Raw genomic sequence first — 14251 nt, forward strand, 5'->3', positions numbered from 1 at the left:
GTCACCCCAGCCGAAGCAGCAGCGCCGAAACCGCGCACACCAGCAAAAAAGGAATGCTGATGCGATGAAACTCGCGCAGCCCGTGCGGCAGCTTGGCGAGCCGCAACGCAATCAGGTTGGCCAGCGAACCCAGGACGCAGCCGAATCCGCCCACGCTCACGCCGGCAGCGAGTGCCGGCAAGTCGCGCATGTGGCCGTCGAGCAGGATCGCAGCGGGCACGTTGCTGATGAACTGCGAAGCGACGATGGCTGCGAGATAGGCGCGCCATCCCTCGGTAATCGGCCAATGGTTCAGTAGCGCCACGACCGCGGGCAGCTCGGCCAGCTGGCGCAGGTCGACGAACATCAGCGCAATGATCGCGAGCAGGGCCCAGTCGATCCCGCGCAGCACTCGCGGGTACGTCACTATGAACACGCCGAACACCACGCCCAGGCCCGCCAGCAGCCAGTGCCGGTCCAGCGCGACCACGAACCCGACGAACAGCAAACCCGCCAGCGCCAGCAAGCGTGGCTGCACCGGAGTGGCTCCGGCCTGGGGCTTGAGCGCAATGGGCGTGCGCGGCACCAGCAGCCACACGGCCACAAAAAGCCAGAACAGCATCACCGCCACCGTCGGACCCATCATTCCCATGAAGGCGAAGAAGCTCTCGCCCGAGCGGTGCCAGAGATAGAGATTCTGCGGATTGCCGATGGGCGTGAGCGCCGAGCCCGCATTCACCGCGAGCGCCTCGAGCACCACCAGCCGCGCAAGCGGCAAATGCGCCTGGTTGGCGAGCACCCGTGTGAGCGGCACCAGCAGGAACAGGCTCACGTCGTTGGTCACGAGCGCCGAGAGAAAGGCCGCGCTCGCGGTCAGCAGCAACGCCAGGCTGCGCTGGTTGTGCGTGCGCGCGAGCAGGCGCTGCGCGGCGGCCTGCAGCATGCCGCTTTTTTCCACACCCTGCGTAATGGCCAGCAGCCCCGCGAGTGCCCCCACGGTTTGCCAATCGACCAGCTGCAGCCAGTCCATGGGCGCGCGCGGGCGCAAGAAGGCGAACGCCACCGCGACGGCGATGAGTACCCACAGCAGGCCGTTGCCCCCGCCGCCGTGTTCGTCCGGCGTTGGCTTGGCTTCAGCTGCCGACAAGGTCACGCAACTCGCGCTTGAGCACCTTGCCGATCGCACTGCGCGGAAGCTCGTCGATGAAGTGAAGGCGCGCCAGGCGCTGCGTCTTGCCGAGCTGGTCGTTGGTCCATTGCAGCAGAGCGGCCTCGGTGGTGGCGTCGCCCTCGCGGCGCACCACGAAGGCCACCGGCGTCTCGCCCCACTGCTCTGAAGGCACGCCCACCACCGCCACGTCGGCCACCGCCGCATGGCCGCGCAGCACGGCTTCGAGATCGCTCGGGTAGATGTTGAAGCCGCCGCTGATGATCATGTCCTTCTTGCGGTCGAACAGCGTCAGGAAGCCATCGGCATCGAAGCGGCCCACGTCGCCGGTGCGGATGAAACGCTTGCCGGCGGCGTCGAACCATTCGGCTTCGCGTGTCTTGGCAGGCTGGCGGTGGTAGCCGGTCATCATGCCGGCCGAGTGGCCCACCACCTCGCCGGCCAGTTCGGTGTTGCCGCGCGCGATTTCGTTGCCGTCTTCGTCGATCAGGCGAATATCGCTGCCCTCGGCCGGGCGGCCCACGGTATGAAGCTTGTCGGGGTTCAGGTGGGCTTCCAGGATGCAGGTGCCGCCGCCCTCGGTCATGCCGTAGAACTCGATCAGCCCGCCCGGCCAGCGCTTGAGCACATCGGCCTTGAGCGCGGCATTGAAGGGCGCGCTGGTGCTGAACTTGAAGCGGAACGACGACAGGTCGTGCGCATCGAAGCGCGGATGCGCCATCAGCCGCTGGTACTGCACCGGCACCAGCATGGTGTGCGTCACCCGGCGCTGCTCGGCCAGCTGCAGGTAGCCGAGCGCATCGAACTTGGGCATCAGCACCACGCAACCGCCGAAGGCGAGGGTTGGAAAGAACACCACCAGCGTGGTGTTCGAATAAAGCGGGGTCGACAGCAGCGTGACCGTGTCAGGGCCGTACTCGTACTTGGCGCCGCGCTGCACATGCGCCCAGCGCATGCCGTGGCCCTGCACGATGCCCTTGGGCTCGCCGGTGGTACCCGATGAATAGATGATGTTGAAGGGCCACGACGGCTGCGTCGCTACCGCGGTTGGCTGTGCGCCGGCCGCAGCCAGCCAGCTCTCCAGGCTTTGGCCGGCGGCGGAGCCATCGAGCGCCACGCGCAAAATGCCGCCGTCCTTCGCCGGGCCGATGACTTCGGCCGCTGCGGCATCGGTGACGAGAACGCGCGCCTCGGCATCCTCGATCATGCGGGCCAGGCTGGCCGGTGTGGATCCGGGCGCAAGCGGCGCGACCGCGACGCCGGCGCGCAGGGCCCCGAGGAACACTGCCGCATAGTTCACCGAAGAAGCCGCGCAGATTGCAATGGCGTCGCCGGGCTTGAGCCCCGCTTGCTGCAGGCTGGCCGCGATGCGGTCCATCAGCGCATCGAGCTCGCCGTAGTTCAGGCTGCGCTCGTGGTCGGCCAAAGCTGCGCGGCCCGGCGCATGTGTCGCATGCTCGTGAATCAACTCAGGAATGGTGCCGAACTCCTGCATCGTGTTCATGTCTGACTCTGTCTGGTTAAGTTGCCGACGGCGTGTCGTACGGTGTGAGTGATGTATTCGATTTCATCGTCGCCGAGCATCGGGTAGAGCGGCAGGGCCAGCGCACAGCGGGCCAGCCGCTCGCTGTGCGGCAATGGGCTCTCGCCTCGCCAGCGCTGCAGCGCCTCGTGCAGGTGCAGCGGCTGTTCATAGTAAACGCGGGTGGCAATTCCCTTTGTCGCCAGTTGGACCGCCAGCGCATTTCGCTCATGCGTGTCGTGCAGGACAACGACGAAATAGTTCCAGGCATGGCCCGCTGCGTCTCGCGGCAATTGCATTGCGCAGCCGGCCCATGCCTCCAGGTAGTGCGCGGCGATGGCCCGGCGCCGGGCAATGGCGCGAGGAAAATCGTCCAGCGCCACCTGAAGAAGGCACGCCTGCAGTTCGTCCATTCGGCTGTTCTGGCCCAGGCATGTATGAAGTCCGTCCTGGTACCCGTGATTGCGCAGCAGCCGGGCTTTCTCGGCATGGTGCGGGTGCTTGAATGCCAGGGCTCCTGCGTCGCCGGCAGCGCCCAGTGTCTTGGTCGGGTAGAAGCTCATCGCCGCTGCATCGCCCCAGGTGCCCGCAGGTTGCGAGAGGCCATCGGCGCCGCGAGCGTTGGCGCCCAGGCATTGGGCGACGTCCTCTATCAGCTGAAGCTGCTCGTCGCGGCAGTACTCGGCCAGTTCTGGCAGACCGGTGGGGTCGCCGAACAGTCCGACCGCAAGAACGGCACGCGTGCGCGGCGTTCGTGCATCGCGGAAATGCGCGAGCGGCACCAGAAAATCGTCAGGCGCGCTGTCTACGAACACTGGCCGTGCACCAGCGGCGATCACTGCCTCGGCGCAGGCGACGAATGTGTAGGAAGGAAGCAGGACTTCGTCTTCGGCATGTCCACCCGCCGCGCTGCCGATGCCCAGGCTCTTGAGGGCGAGCAACAGCGCGTCCGAACCCGAGCTGACCGCCACCACCTGGCGTTGCAGCAATAGTTGAGACAGCCTGGCCTCGAGCGTGCGGACCTGTGGACCGAGAACATAGGCGCCACTTCGCAATACCGCGGCACATGCCTGGGCAAGGCGGTCGGCCATGGGCTCGGCACAAGCCGCCGAACGGAACAGCGGAATCTTCATGCGTGCAGCACCTGGGACGCGCGCACGACAGCGGCCAGGCCATCAATGCCAGAGGCAATGCGTCCGCCACTGCCCTGAACGGCGCGACGAAAATCCCGGTACTGGCGCGCCAGCGCATCGTCGTCGCCCTCCTTCGTACTGTGTGGCTTGCGCAAGTCCAGTACGTGTTGCCGGCCGCTGCTGCACACCTGCAGCCGGGCAGCGGGGAGCATGCTGCCGTAGCCGCTTTCCAGCTCCGCGACCAGGCCGCCAAGGCGCACCCGGGCGCGGACGCTGCGCGCGCCGATCTGCCGGCCGATCAAGTGCAACTGCGCATCGGCCGGAATGTCGCAGAGCCAGGCGAGCAGGTCCAGGTCGTGCACCATCAGGTCAAGCACACTGTCCACCGCGCTGGCCTCACGGCAGGAAAAACGGCGAAATCGCAAGAAGGGGTGGGTGCTGCCGCGGTGGAGGAGGGCAGCGCGGCGTATCCATGACAGCGAGGCTGCATCGAACGCCGCATTGAAGCGTTCGATGTGCCCTGTGCTCAGGACGACGCCGCACCGCTGCGCCGTTCGCAGCATCTGCGCTCCGTCCAGCCGGTCGATGCAGAGCGGCTTTTCGACCAGTACATGGCAACCGCGCCGCATGAGCGCCATTGCTACTTCCGCGTGTGTTCCGTCGTTCGTGGCTACCGTGGCCGATGCGATGCCGGGCGGCAAATCGTCGACGTCCGACAGCAGCGGCAGCGCAGCGAGATCGGCTGCGGGCCGGGCTGCAGGAGAGCGGTCCACCACGGCGCAAAGCTGGAAGCCCGGCAACCCGCCGAGCTTGCGCGCATGGGTGCTGCCGAAACGCCCCAGTCCGACGACCGCATGAGGCAGGTCGGCACCGACGAGCGCGGCCTCCGCATCGGCTTCGCCGCCGCCGCCGGAGATCACCTCTGCGCTGTCAACCGTTGCTTTGCAATTCATAGCCGAGCTGACACAGGAGGCCACCCGCAATGCGCTCGAAGCGATGCACTTCTTCGTCGCTCATCGTCTCGCGCCAGGAACCGATGCGTCCGGTCCCGGGTTGCTCCATTGTTCTGCGTTGCTGGTGAAGGCGCTGCGCATGGCTCACGACAAAACTGCCGTCGAGCGAGACGCGAGCCCGGTGTTCCTCAAGCCTGGCGGGGGCGCGTTCATGGTGGTTCAGCATCTGGCTCGACCAAGGAAGCTCCAGAAACTCGCACAGGCGGCGCAGCACTGGTTCCGGCCGCGACACAAGGTCTTCGTAGAGCACCTCGGTGTAGTGAGCGCAAGCGGAGCCTGCGCTGCGAGCAGCTTCAACGCGGTCCATCCACGCGCGCGCCAGCACTTCGGGCTCCTGGCCCGGTGAGAACCACTGCTGGCGCCACGAGGCCGCCACGTCGCGGCCATCGCGAATGAGATGAACAAACCGGGCTTCCGGCAACAGCGCGGCAATGATCGCGATGTGAAACGAATAGTCCGGCGTCTTTTCGCCCCAGCGCGACTTGCCGAAGCGCTGTGCGTAGAGCCGGTAGAACAACCGCAGTCCGTCAGCCACTGTGAAGGGTTCGAGTGCGTGCACAGCTGCGGCGAGCGTTTCGCGCGGAATGCCAAAGTCCTGCCAGTTGGGCGCCGCTGGCGGAAAGGCGGTAATCGTGTCCACAAAGCGGGAGCGAAGATCGTCACCCTGACCGTCGAGCGCCGCGACTGCGGCGACGAAGCTGGTTTCCGGCGGAATCGCCAGGTCTGGATGGGCATCGAGCATCAGCCGCAGCAGGGTCGTGCCCGAGCGCGGGGCGCCCACGATGACGGGCATCGGCGGGCGATTGCTCATGGGGCTGTGTCCTCACCCAGGGCAAGTAGCTTTGCCACGGCGAGCCCCAGGCCGATGCGCATGGGATCGATCGCCAGGCTTGGGGCCTCCGGAGCCTCATAAGGCGCACTGACGCCGGTAAATTGGGCAAGCTCGCCCAGCCGGGCCTTGCGATAGAGGCCTTTGGCATCCGCCGCCTCGCAAACGTCCAGCGGGGTGCTGACGTGGATTTCGAAGAAGCGGCGAGCGCCGACGATGAGGCGCGCTTGCGCCCGGTCCACCCGCAGAGGAGAGATCAGCGCCGCAACCACGAACAGGCCGGCATCGTTCATCAAGCGCGCAACCTCGGCAGTACGGCGGATGTTCTCGCTGCGCTCCGCCGGGCTGAAACCGAGGTCCCGGTTCAGCCCTTGGCGCAGGGCATCGCCGTCCAGCACGACGCAGCGACGCCCGCTTTCGTCGAGCGCCTGCGCCAGCGCCTTGGCCAGGGTGGTCTTGCCGGCGCCGGACAAGCCCGTGAGCCACAGGGTGCGAGGCGTGTCGGCGCGCATCGATGCTTCAGCGAACATTACCGCTCAGCCGATCGGCCACAGCCTGCAAGTGGGTGCCGCGAATGACATGCTTGTAGACGCCGGCCGCAACCCGCTGTTCGCCCGCAACCTCGAAAAAAGGCTTGGTGACGGGCGCTTCTGCCTGCTCGTAGCGCGTGGGCCGCGCGGCAAAGAGGCATTCCCTGCCATAGGCTTGTGCGCCGAACTCCGCAATGAAACCGTCGAGCTCGCGCTGCAGCTGTCCACCAAAGTGTTGGGCGTAGCCTCGCATGTCGGCCAGCTTGGCGTGCAGTTCCTGAGCGTCGAGTTCGACTACCAGATGGTTCTCGACCGCAAGCCGCGCCGGCGGGCTGGGATGGCCCACGGTGGGGTAGCCGAAAGACAGAACCGGGTGGCCGCGCGCCGTTGCGTGGCGGGCAACCTGGTTTGCCAGCAGGCGACACAGGTCATGGGAGGGGTTGTAGTCCTCCGCTTCGTCCGCGACGATGCATTCGATGCCTTGCGAGACAACGTATTCCGTCAGGCGCTCCAGCCACTGCGCGAACATGTCGGCGTTGCCGTCCAGCAGTGCCTGGTAGATCTCGGCGTCGGCCACCGGCGATATCACCTGGGATATCCAGCTTGCGCCTGCTTGCGCCAGGTTGTCGGCCGTGGGCGCCAGGCGCGGCGCATCGTTCGATCCGGCGCCGTTGGTGAGCACCACGACATCCGGGCGTTCATTCCGCAGCCATTTCCAGAGCAGGAGCTCGTGGCCCGGATGCGCGGCGATCAGCAGATGTTTCATGGACGTTGAACTCTGGCCTGGATGAAGGTGGAGATCTTGCGCAGCGGAGCGGTAACGCGCCAGGACCGGCTCGCATAAATTTCGCGGAGCCGTGCGTCCATGACGGCGGCGGTTTCGAGCATCTGGCGCTCGGCGTGAGCCAGGCGCGAACCGGCTTCGGCCAGCCGTGCGCCGAGCACGGCGTGTGCAGTCGATGCTGCAGCCATTGCGGATTCCGCATCCCGCTTTTGCGCGGCCAGTTCGGTTTCGGCCGCTTGCAACCGCGCGGCCAAGGCCGCAGCATGTTCCGACTGCCGCTGAGTATCGGCGCGCAAGACCTCGGCCTGTGCTTGGTGCGCGCGCTGCTGGTCGTTGAATATCTGCTGCAGCCACGCCGCGTGCTGATTCAGCGACGCAAGGCCGATGTGCGCGCTGGTGGCGCTTCCGCGCCGGATCCAGTCGTCCATGTAGCGCGCCATCTCGCGCGCACGTTGCTCGGCAGGCACTGAAATGATTGCCCGCTCGTCGATCATGCGTTTGACACATGCCTCGAGTGCGGACAGCGTCATGTCCAGCCCCGCGTTCGCACGCATCCAGGATGCGGCCTGCGTTGCATCCTGCGCGTCGAATTTATCGAGCTCGGCCATCACGTTCTTCCGGGTGATCGGCCGGGTCATCAATGCCCGGCCGAAGTTCCAGCGCCGCGCATGCGCTACCGTGCCGGCCGACACCATTTCCCCCATGCCAGAGCTCGGGTCGAGCACCACCACTGCATTGCCTGTGACCAGCGCTTCGGTGGCACAGCGTCCCTTGCCGAACACGATGTCGTAGCGGCCGAGGGCGCCGGCCGGGTCGGGCAGGTGGTTGCCGGTGCCGCTGCCGATCACATCCAGCGCAAGGCCACGCTCGGTGCATGCGGCGCGAATTTCTTCCAGTTGGGCATCGTGCGATGCATAGTTGCTGAAGACGAGCGCGGTGCGAGCCGCGGCGGGCAACGGCTCACGCGGCAGGAAGCGTGAAAGATCGATCCCGTTCTGGATCAGTTCGATCTGCTCGCGCCCGATGCCGAACTCGTGCACCAGGCGCTCTGCGCAGTTCTCGTCGACTGCGATATGGCGCACCACCTGCGAAAACTGCGGGGGGCGGCCGTGCTCCGCGCTGCGGTCGTGGCAGATCGTGAGCACGGGCACGTCATGAAAGTGGAGCAGGGCGCGCACCGTCTCGTGGTGGGTGTTGCCGATGATCACATCCGGCCGGGCCGCCATGTCGGCCACATCGGTGATGCATGCAATCGACGCGTGGCGCAACTCGTCGGCCATGTCGCCGAAGGCCGTTGCAAAAATGGTAACGGCATGCCCGCGCCGCCGCAGCCACAGTGCGAGATCCCGGGTGAACATCTCCGCGCCCGTGCGGTGCACGAGGTAGCACATCGCAATCAGGATGCGCTGTGGCCGCTCCGTCGTGGAAGCGCCTGCCTCCCCTTCGGACGCGGACGCGTTCAATCGCCGAGCGGCGTGCCCGCCAGAACGTGCCCTGCCTGCTGATCCGCGTGGTAGCTCGAACGCACCATCGCGCCCACTGCCGCGTGGCTGAAGCCCATCTTGTAGGCCTCTTCCTCGAACATCTTGAAGGTGTCCGGGTGCACATAGCGGCGAACCGGCAGGTGCGAGCCCGACGGCGACAGGTACTGGCCGATGGTCAGCATGTCGATGTCGTGGGCGCGCATGTCGCGCATCACCTGCAGGATCTCTTCGTCGGTTTCGCCCAGGCCCACCATGATGCCGCTCTTGGTCGGCACGTCGGGGTGCAGCGCCTTGAACTTCTTGAGCAGGTTCAGGCTGAACTGGTAGTCGCTGCCGGGCCGCGCTTCTTTATAAAGGCGGGGTGCGGTCTCGAGGTTGTGGTTCATCACGTCCGGCGGCGCGGCCTTCAGGATCTCGAGCGCGCGGTCGTCGCGGCCGCGGAAGTCGGGCACCAGGATTTCAATTTGCGTCATCGGCGAGAGCTCGCGGATGTTCTTGATGCAATCGACGAAATGCTGGCTGCCGCCGTCGCGCAGGTCGTCGCGATCGACGCTGGTGATCACCACGTACTTCAGCCGCAGCTTGGCAATGGTCCTGGCAAGGTTGAGCGGCTCGTCCTTGTCGAGCGGATCGGGGCGGCCGTGGCCCACGTCGCAGAACGGGCAGCGGCGCGTGCACTTGTCGCCCATGATCATGAAGGTGGCCGTGCCGTTGCCAAAGCACTCGCCGATGTTCGGGCACGAAGCCTCTTCGCAAACCGTGTGCAGGTTGCTTTCGCGCAGGATCTGCTTGATTTCGTAGAAGCGGGTGGTGGGGCTGCCGGCCTTCACGCGAATCCACTCGGGCTTCTTGAGCACCTCGCCCTGCTGCACCACCTTGACCGGGATGCGCGAGAGCTTGGCCGCGGCCTTCTGCTTGGCCAGGGGGTTGTAGGTTTCGGCGCTCTGGGCGTCGCGGACGACTTCGGTGGTGCTCATTGGATTGCTAGGGCGCCAGGTAGGTGGTGAGCTTCTGGCTCAGGACCCGGGCAGCGTCTTCCCATGTGGTTTGAATGCCGATTGTAGAAAGATCGACCGTTTGCAGCCCTGCATACCCGCAAGGGTTGATGCGCGAGAAGGGTTCAAGGTCCATCCGGGCGTTGAGCGCCACCCCGTGGTAGGTGGCGTGGCGGCTCACCTTGATGCCCAGCGCGGCGATCTTGCCCAAGCCTCGAAAAGGGTCGCCGGCGGGCAGCGGGCCGGTCAGCGCGGCATGGGAAAACGGGTCGTCCAGCCGCACATAGATGCCCGGCGCGCCCGCCACGCGGTGCCCCGTCACGCCGAAGTGCGCCAGCGTGCGCAGCACCGATTCCTCGATGCGGTAGACGTATTCCTTCACGTAGTAGCCGGCGCGGCGCAGGTCGATGAGCGGGTATCCCACCACTTGGCCGGGGCCGTGGAAGGTGACCTGCCCCCCGCGATCGGTCTGGACGACCGGGATGTCGCCGGGGTTGAGTATGTGGTCCTGCTTGCCCGCAATGCCTTGCGTGAACACCGGTGCGTGCTCGCACATCCATAGCGCGTCGGGCGTATCAGGCTTGCGCTCGAGTGTGAAGAGCTTCATTGCCTCGAAGGTCTCGGCATAGCCGACCCGGCCCAGCCATCGGGGGGCGATGGCGGCAGCCGGTGCGTGTTCTGCGACCGTCATCAAGGCTTCCGGCTGTTAGAGAACGACCTTGACGGACGGATGCGACGACAGCGCGCGATAGAGATCGTCGAGCTGCTCTCGGCTGGTGGCCGTCACGGTGATCGTCACGCCCAGGTAATTGCCCGCCTTGCTGTCGCGCAGCTCGACAGTGGTGGCATCGAAGGTGGGGTCGAAACGCTCGGCAATCTGGGTAATGGCGTGCACGAAGCCGTCGGCCTTGGCGCCCATGACCTTGATCGGAAATTGCGAGGGGTACTCGATCAGCGATTCCTTGCGCGGATCGGGAATCGGAGTGCTCGTGTCGGTGTTGCTGCTGCCGGTGGTCATGCGGGGGTCACTCCTTGCTTCTGTGGCTTCTCTGCGTTGCGCTGCTTGGCGTTCTGGTAAGCAGCGTACAAGGCTTGATAGATGGGGCCGGGACGGCCGTTCCCAATGGCCTGGCCGTCGAGCGTCACCACCGGCAGCACTTCCTTGCTGGCCGAAGAGAGCAGCAATTCATCGGCGCCGAAGACTTCGTCGCGCGAAATCCGGCGCAGCGCGAACGGAATGCCGCACTCGGCGCACAGGCGCTCCAGCAAGCCGTAGCGGATGCCGGTCAGCACCAGGTTGTCCTTAGGCGGACCGATGAGTTGCCCGTCCTTGGCGATCCACACGTTGCTGGAGGAGGCTTCGCTCAGCCATTCGCCCCTGAACATGATCGTCTCGGCGGCGCCGGCTTCCACGCTGATCTGCCGCGCCAGCACTGCGCCCAGGAGGCTCGTGCTCTTGATGTGCGCCTTCTCCCAGCGGAAGTCGGCCGCAGTCACGCAGGCCACGCCCTTGGCGCGCACGGCGTCGGCCACCGGGGGCAGCGGATTCACCATCACGAACACCGTCGGGCGCACGCCTTTGGTCATGGCATGATCGCGCGGCGCAACGCCACGGGTAATCTGAAAGTACACGGCTTGGGGCGCATTGCCGCCTGGTTCGGTCAGCCGCATCACGATGTCTCGCCATTGGGCAAGCGTCAGCGGATTGGCAATCTGCAGCTCGGCCAGCGACCGATCGAGCCGCGCCATGTGTTCTTCGAAGCAAAAGGGCTGGCCGCCGTAGACGGGGACGACTTCATAGATGCCGTCGCCGAAAATGAAGCCACGGTCGAGCACGCTGATCTTTGCGTCCCTGAGGGCGGTGTACTCGCCGTCGAGGTAGCAGAGCGTGGAGGGGAGAGCGGCAGTAAGAGGGTGCATGCGGGAATTATGGTTGTGTGCGCCCGGTCGGGCTCCGGTCAGCCAAGGAGGCCTCGTTTTGCAAACGTGACAGATCGGGTGGTCGGGCAGGCTGGGTTTCTACTTATAATCAATGGCTTTGTTAAATTCACGGCTGACAACGCGAGCGGCATTCCAATGACAACCAGCGCTCCTGTCTCCGAGATCGATGCTGAAGTCTCCGACTTCAAGCCGCTGACCGCCGAAGAGGCCCAGCGGCTTCGCGAGAAAAATCCCGAAATGTCGCCCTGGTGGGTGATTGGGGCCCAGGTGGCCGTGGGATTGCTTGTGGCCGGAGTGGCATGGATGTGGACTCAGCGGCCAAGTGCCGCGGTGTCGGCTTTTTACGGAGCCATGGCGGTAGCCATTCCGGCGGCGTTGTTCGTCCGGGGTGTGCGGCGGGCACGGGGTGTTTCGTCGCAGTCTGCTGTCATGCTGCAGTTTTTTGTGTGGGAGTTGATCAAGATTGCGTTGACCGTTGCCTTGCTGGCGGCGGCACCGTGGCTGATCGAGGGCATCAGTTGGCTGGCCTTGTTGGCCGGCGTGGTGGTCGCCATGAAAATGTACTGGGTGGCCCTGCTGGTGCGGCCCGGATTGTTGAACCGGATTTGACTGTTTAAAAAGAGACGCTGAAAGATGGCCGCCGAAGGACACGCCCCGACCGCGAGTGAATACATCGTTCACCACCTCCAGCACTGGCAAGTTGACTGGAGCCTCAATCCCGTGGTCCAGAAGGCCATCGTCGACTTCAATGTCATCAACCTCGACTCGGTGCTCTATGCACTGGTCGTCGGTGCCCTGGGCTGCTTTGTGCTGTGGCTGGCTGCGCGCAAGGCCACGCCGGGCGTGCCGGGCCGTTTCCAGGCTGCGGTCGAAATGCTTGTCGAAATGGTCGACAACCAGGCCAAGTCGAACATCCACAACGCAAAAAGCCGCAAATTCATTGCGCCGCTGGCGCTCACCGTGTTCGTCTGGATCTTCCTGCTGAACGCCATGGACATGCTGCCGGTCGACCTGCTGCCCTCGCTCTGGGCCAAGGTTTTCGAGGCGGCCGGACACGATCCGCACCATGCCTACATGCGCGTCGTTCCTACGGCCGACCTGTCCACCACGCTCGGCCTGTCCACCTCGGTGCTGCTGCTGTGCCTGTTCTACAGCGTGAAGATCAAGGGCCTGGGCGGCTGGGGCCATGAGCTCATCACTGCGCCTTTCGGTGCGCACCCCGTGCTCTGGCCGATCAACCTGCTGATGCAGGTCATCGAGTACCTGGCGAAGACCGTCTCGCACGGCATGCGGTTGTTCGGCAACATGTATGCGGGTGAACTCGTTTTCATGCTGATCGCGCTCATGGGTGGTGCGATGGCAGCCTCGTTCTCGGGAGTGATGCTGCCCATCGGGCACATCATTGCCGGTACCGTCTGGGCGATCTTCCACATCCTGGTGATCACGCTTCAGGCATTCATTTTCATGATGCTGACCCTGATCTATCTCGGCCAGGCTCATGAAGCGCATTGAGTTTTCTTTTTTCTTTTCGTTTGCTTTCAATCTGTATTAAGGAGTCATCATGGAAAACGTTCTCGGTCTCGTCGCTCTGGCTTGTGGTTTGATCGTCGGTCTCGGCGCGATCGGTGCTTCCATCGGTATTGCACTGATGGGTGGCAAGTTCCTCGAGTCGTCGGCTCGTCAGCCTGAACTCATGAACGAACTGCAAACCAAGATGTTCATCTTGGCCGGTCTGATCGACGCTGCGTTCCTGATCGGCGTGGCAATTGCCCTGCTGTTCGCTTTCGCCAACCCGTTCATCGCTGCCATCCCGAAGTAATTTCCGTTCAACGCCACTCCAGAAAGGTGTTGCCGTGAGTATCAACGCGACCCTGTTCGTTCAGGCCATCGTCTTCCTGCTGCTTGTGCTGTTCACGATGAAATTCGTGTGGCCGCCGATCGCGAAGGCCTTGGACGAACGAGCACAAAAGATCGCTGCGGGCCTGGCGGCCGCCGAGAAGGCCAAGGCCGAACTGGCCTCCGCCAACCAGCGTGTCGAGCAGGAACTGGTGGCGTCTCGTAACGAGACCACCAATCGCCTGGCCGATGCCGAGCGCCGTGCCCAGCAGATCATCGAAGAGGCCAAGAGCCGCGCAACCGAGGAGGCCAACAAGATCGTGGCCGCCGCGCGCGAAGAGGCCAACCAGCAATCCGTGCGTGCGCGTGAGGCGCTGCGCGAGCAGGTGGCCGCATTGGCCGTCAAGGGTGCCGAGCAGATTCTCCGCAAGGAAGTCAACGCCGGCGTTCATGCCGACTTGCTCAGCCGCCTGAAGACCGAGCTCTGAGGACGACATGGCCGAACTCGCGACCATTGCCCGTCCTTACGCCGAGGCGCTGTTCAAGGCTTGCCAGGACGACCTCGAAGGCACGGCTGGCTGGCTCGACCAGCTGGCGTCCGTCGCCGGCAGCCCGCAACTCCTGGAGTTCGCGGCCAATCCGAAGGTGCCGCCCGAGCAGGTGTTCGAGCTGGTCTCCGGGCTTTCGAAGCAGCCCTTGCCCGATGCGGGCAAGAACTTTCTGCGCGCCGTGATCGACAACGGCCGGTTGGCTGCATTGCCCGAAGTGGCAATCCAGTTCCGTGCCTTGTGCAATGCGCGCAGCGGGGCTGCCGATGCCGTGATCTACAGCGCTTTTCCGATCGACGACGCGGCGCTGCAAGAGGTTGGCGCGGCGCTGGAGCGGCGCTTTGCGCGCAAGCTCACGACGCGGGTCGAACTCGACCCCTCGCTCATCGGCGGCATCCGTGCCGTGGTTGGCGATGAAGTGCTCGACACCTCGGTCAAGGCGCGCCTCGAACAAATGAAAGCGGCGCTGACCGCCTGACGGCGGCCCGC

General features: G+C 64.9%; 17 protein-coding genes. 5 read left to right on the forward strand and 12 right to left on the reverse strand.

Annotation, left to right across the window (positions count from 1 at the left end):
- Position 1 precedes the first annotated feature (1 nt).
- The 12 genes from J2X67_RS04450 to J2X67_RS04505 are packed head-to-tail and all read right to left on the reverse strand — an operon-like array spanning position 2 to position 11357.
- Positions 2 to 1132, reverse strand: coding sequence for an SLC13 family permease (locus tag J2X67_RS04450; RefSeq protein WP_309950889.1), 1131 nt, complete (start codon positions 1130 to 1132; stop codon positions 2 to 4).
- The gene (locus J2X67_RS04455; protein WP_409050460.1) at positions 1113 to 2651 is read right to left on the reverse strand and encodes a class I adenylate-forming enzyme family protein; all 1539 of its coding nucleotides are present in this window, start codon (positions 2649 to 2651) and stop codon (positions 1113 to 1115) included. Before J2X67_RS04455 ends, J2X67_RS04450 begins: the two co-directional genes overlap by 20 nt.
- Positions 2648 to 3802, reverse strand: a complete 1155-nt coding sequence (locus J2X67_RS04460; RefSeq protein ID WP_309950891.1) for a DegT/DnrJ/EryC1/StrS family aminotransferase — start codon at positions 3800 to 3802, stop codon at positions 2648 to 2650. The genes J2X67_RS04455 and J2X67_RS04460 overlap by 4 nt, the downstream gene beginning before the upstream one ends.
- Positions 3799 to 4722 (reverse strand): Gfo/Idh/MocA family oxidoreductase, encoded by a 924-nt coding sequence (locus tag J2X67_RS04465; RefSeq protein WP_309950893.1) that lies wholly within the window; start codon positions 4720 to 4722, stop codon positions 3799 to 3801. The genes J2X67_RS04460 and J2X67_RS04465 overlap by 4 nt, the downstream gene beginning before the upstream one ends.
- A gap of 10 nt (positions 4723 to 4732) precedes the next feature.
- Positions 4733 to 5626, reverse strand: a complete 894-nt coding sequence (locus J2X67_RS04470; RefSeq protein WP_309950895.1) for a sulfotransferase — start codon at positions 5624 to 5626, stop codon at positions 4733 to 4735.
- Positions 5623 to 6174 carry an adenylyl-sulfate kinase gene (cysC, locus tag J2X67_RS04475; RefSeq protein WP_309950897.1) on the reverse strand — a complete coding sequence of 184 codons (552 nt, stop codon included), beginning with the start codon at positions 6172 to 6174 and terminating at the stop codon, positions 5623 to 5625. The genes J2X67_RS04470 and cysC overlap by 4 nt, the downstream gene beginning before the upstream one ends.
- Positions 6164 to 6940 (reverse strand): hypothetical protein, encoded by a 777-nt coding sequence (locus tag J2X67_RS04480; protein ID WP_309950900.1) that lies wholly within the window; start codon positions 6938 to 6940, stop codon positions 6164 to 6166. Before J2X67_RS04480 ends, cysC begins: the two co-directional genes overlap by 11 nt.
- Complete coding sequence (locus J2X67_RS04485) at positions 6937 to 8421, reverse strand: glycosyltransferase family 4 protein (protein ID WP_309950902.1); 1485 nt, start codon at positions 8419 to 8421, stop codon at positions 6937 to 6939. Before J2X67_RS04485 ends, J2X67_RS04480 begins: the two co-directional genes overlap by 4 nt.
- Positions 8418 to 9419: a lipoyl synthase gene (gene lipA / locus J2X67_RS04490; protein WP_309950905.1), complete on the reverse strand. Its 1002-nt coding sequence runs from the start codon at positions 9417 to 9419 to the stop codon at positions 8418 to 8420. Before lipA ends, J2X67_RS04485 begins: the two co-directional genes overlap by 4 nt.
- A gap of 7 nt (positions 9420 to 9426) precedes the next feature.
- Positions 9427 to 10128, reverse strand: a complete 702-nt coding sequence (gene lipB, locus J2X67_RS04495; RefSeq protein ID WP_309950907.1) for a lipoyl(octanoyl) transferase LipB — start codon at positions 10126 to 10128, stop codon at positions 9427 to 9429.
- 15 nt (positions 10129 to 10143) lie between these two features.
- Entirely contained in the window at positions 10144 to 10455 is a 312-nt protein-coding gene (locus J2X67_RS04500) for a DUF493 family protein (protein ID WP_309950910.1), read from the reverse strand.
- On the reverse strand, positions 10452 to 11357 hold the full coding sequence (locus J2X67_RS04505; protein WP_309950913.1) for a D-amino acid aminotransferase: 906 nt from the start codon (positions 11355 to 11357) through the stop codon (positions 10452 to 10454). The genes J2X67_RS04500 and J2X67_RS04505 overlap by 4 nt, the downstream gene beginning before the upstream one ends.
- 156 nt (positions 11358 to 11513) lie before the next feature.
- Here J2X67_RS04505 and J2X67_RS04510 point away from each other — a divergent pair, with 156 nt between their 5' ends.
- The 5 genes from J2X67_RS04510 to J2X67_RS04530 are packed head-to-tail and all read left to right on the forward strand — an operon-like array spanning position 11514 to position 14240.
- Positions 11514 to 11987 carry an ATP synthase subunit I gene (locus J2X67_RS04510; RefSeq protein WP_309950915.1) on the forward strand — a complete coding sequence of 158 codons (474 nt, stop codon included), beginning with the start codon at positions 11514 to 11516 and terminating at the stop codon, positions 11985 to 11987.
- 24 nt (positions 11988 to 12011) lie between these two features.
- Positions 12012 to 12890 carry a F0F1 ATP synthase subunit A gene (gene atpB, locus J2X67_RS04515; RefSeq protein ID WP_309950918.1) on the forward strand — a complete coding sequence of 293 codons (879 nt, stop codon included), beginning with the start codon at positions 12012 to 12014 and terminating at the stop codon, positions 12888 to 12890.
- A gap of 49 nt (positions 12891 to 12939) precedes the next feature.
- Entirely contained in the window at positions 12940 to 13197 is a 258-nt protein-coding gene (atpE, locus tag J2X67_RS04520) for a F0F1 ATP synthase subunit C (RefSeq protein ID WP_309950920.1), read from the forward strand.
- Between the two features lie 34 nt (positions 13198 to 13231).
- Positions 13232 to 13702 carry a F0F1 ATP synthase subunit B gene (locus J2X67_RS04525; RefSeq protein WP_157616184.1) on the forward strand — a complete coding sequence of 157 codons (471 nt, stop codon included), beginning with the start codon at positions 13232 to 13234 and terminating at the stop codon, positions 13700 to 13702.
- 7 nt (positions 13703 to 13709) lie between these two features.
- Positions 13710 to 14240: a F0F1 ATP synthase subunit delta gene (locus J2X67_RS04530; protein ID WP_309950921.1), complete on the forward strand. Its 531-nt coding sequence runs from the start codon at positions 13710 to 13712 to the stop codon at positions 14238 to 14240.
- Positions 14241 to 14251: the final 11 nt, after the last annotated feature.

This window comes from Variovorax sp. 3319 (assembly GCF_031456585.1).
Taxonomy (GTDB): Bacteria; Pseudomonadota; Gammaproteobacteria; order Burkholderiales; family Burkholderiaceae_C; genus Variovorax; species Variovorax paradoxus_P.

What these genes read in the sequence shown, in the direction of transcription:
- J2X67_RS04455 (WP_409050460.1), bottom strand. Translation starts at nt 2,651, where the DNA reads ATGAACACGATGCAGGAGTTCGGCACCATTCCTGAGTTGATTCACGAG.
- J2X67_RS04460 (WP_309950891.1), bottom strand. Translation starts at nt 3,802, where the DNA reads ATGAAGATTCCGCTGTTCCGTTCGGCGGCTTGTGCCGAGCCCATGGCC.
- J2X67_RS04470 (WP_309950895.1), bottom strand. Translation starts at nt 5,626, where the DNA reads ATGAGCAATCGCCCGCCGATGCCCGTCATCGTGGGCGCCCCGCGCTCG.
- cysC (WP_309950897.1), bottom strand. Translation starts at nt 6,174, where the DNA reads ATGTTCGCTGAAGCATCGATGCGCGCCGACACGCCTCGCACCCTGTGG.
- J2X67_RS04480 (WP_309950900.1), bottom strand. Translation starts at nt 6,940, where the DNA reads ATGAAACATCTGCTGATCGCCGCGCATCCGGGCCACGAGCTCCTGCTC.
- lipA (WP_309950905.1), bottom strand. Translation starts at nt 9,419, where the DNA reads ATGAGCACCACCGAAGTCGTCCGCGACGCCCAGAGCGCCGAAACCTAC.
- lipB (WP_309950907.1), bottom strand. Translation starts at nt 10,128, where the DNA reads ATGACGGTCGCAGAACACGCACCGGCTGCCGCCATCGCCCCCCGATGG.
- J2X67_RS04500 (WP_309950910.1), bottom strand. Translation starts at nt 10,455, where the DNA reads ATGACCACCGGCAGCAGCAACACCGACACGAGCACTCCGATTCCCGAT.
- J2X67_RS04505 (WP_309950913.1), bottom strand. Translation starts at nt 11,357, where the DNA reads ATGCACCCTCTTACTGCCGCTCTCCCCTCCACGCTCTGCTACCTCGAC.
- J2X67_RS04510 (WP_309950915.1), top strand. Translation starts at nt 11,514, where the DNA reads ATGACAACCAGCGCTCCTGTCTCCGAGATCGATGCTGAAGTCTCCGAC.
- atpB (WP_309950918.1), top strand. Translation starts at nt 12,012, where the DNA reads ATGGCCGCCGAAGGACACGCCCCGACCGCGAGTGAATACATCGTTCAC.
- atpE (WP_309950920.1), top strand. Translation starts at nt 12,940, where the DNA reads ATGGAAAACGTTCTCGGTCTCGTCGCTCTGGCTTGTGGTTTGATCGTC.
- J2X67_RS04530 (WP_309950921.1), top strand. Translation starts at nt 13,710, where the DNA reads ATGGCCGAACTCGCGACCATTGCCCGTCCTTACGCCGAGGCGCTGTTC.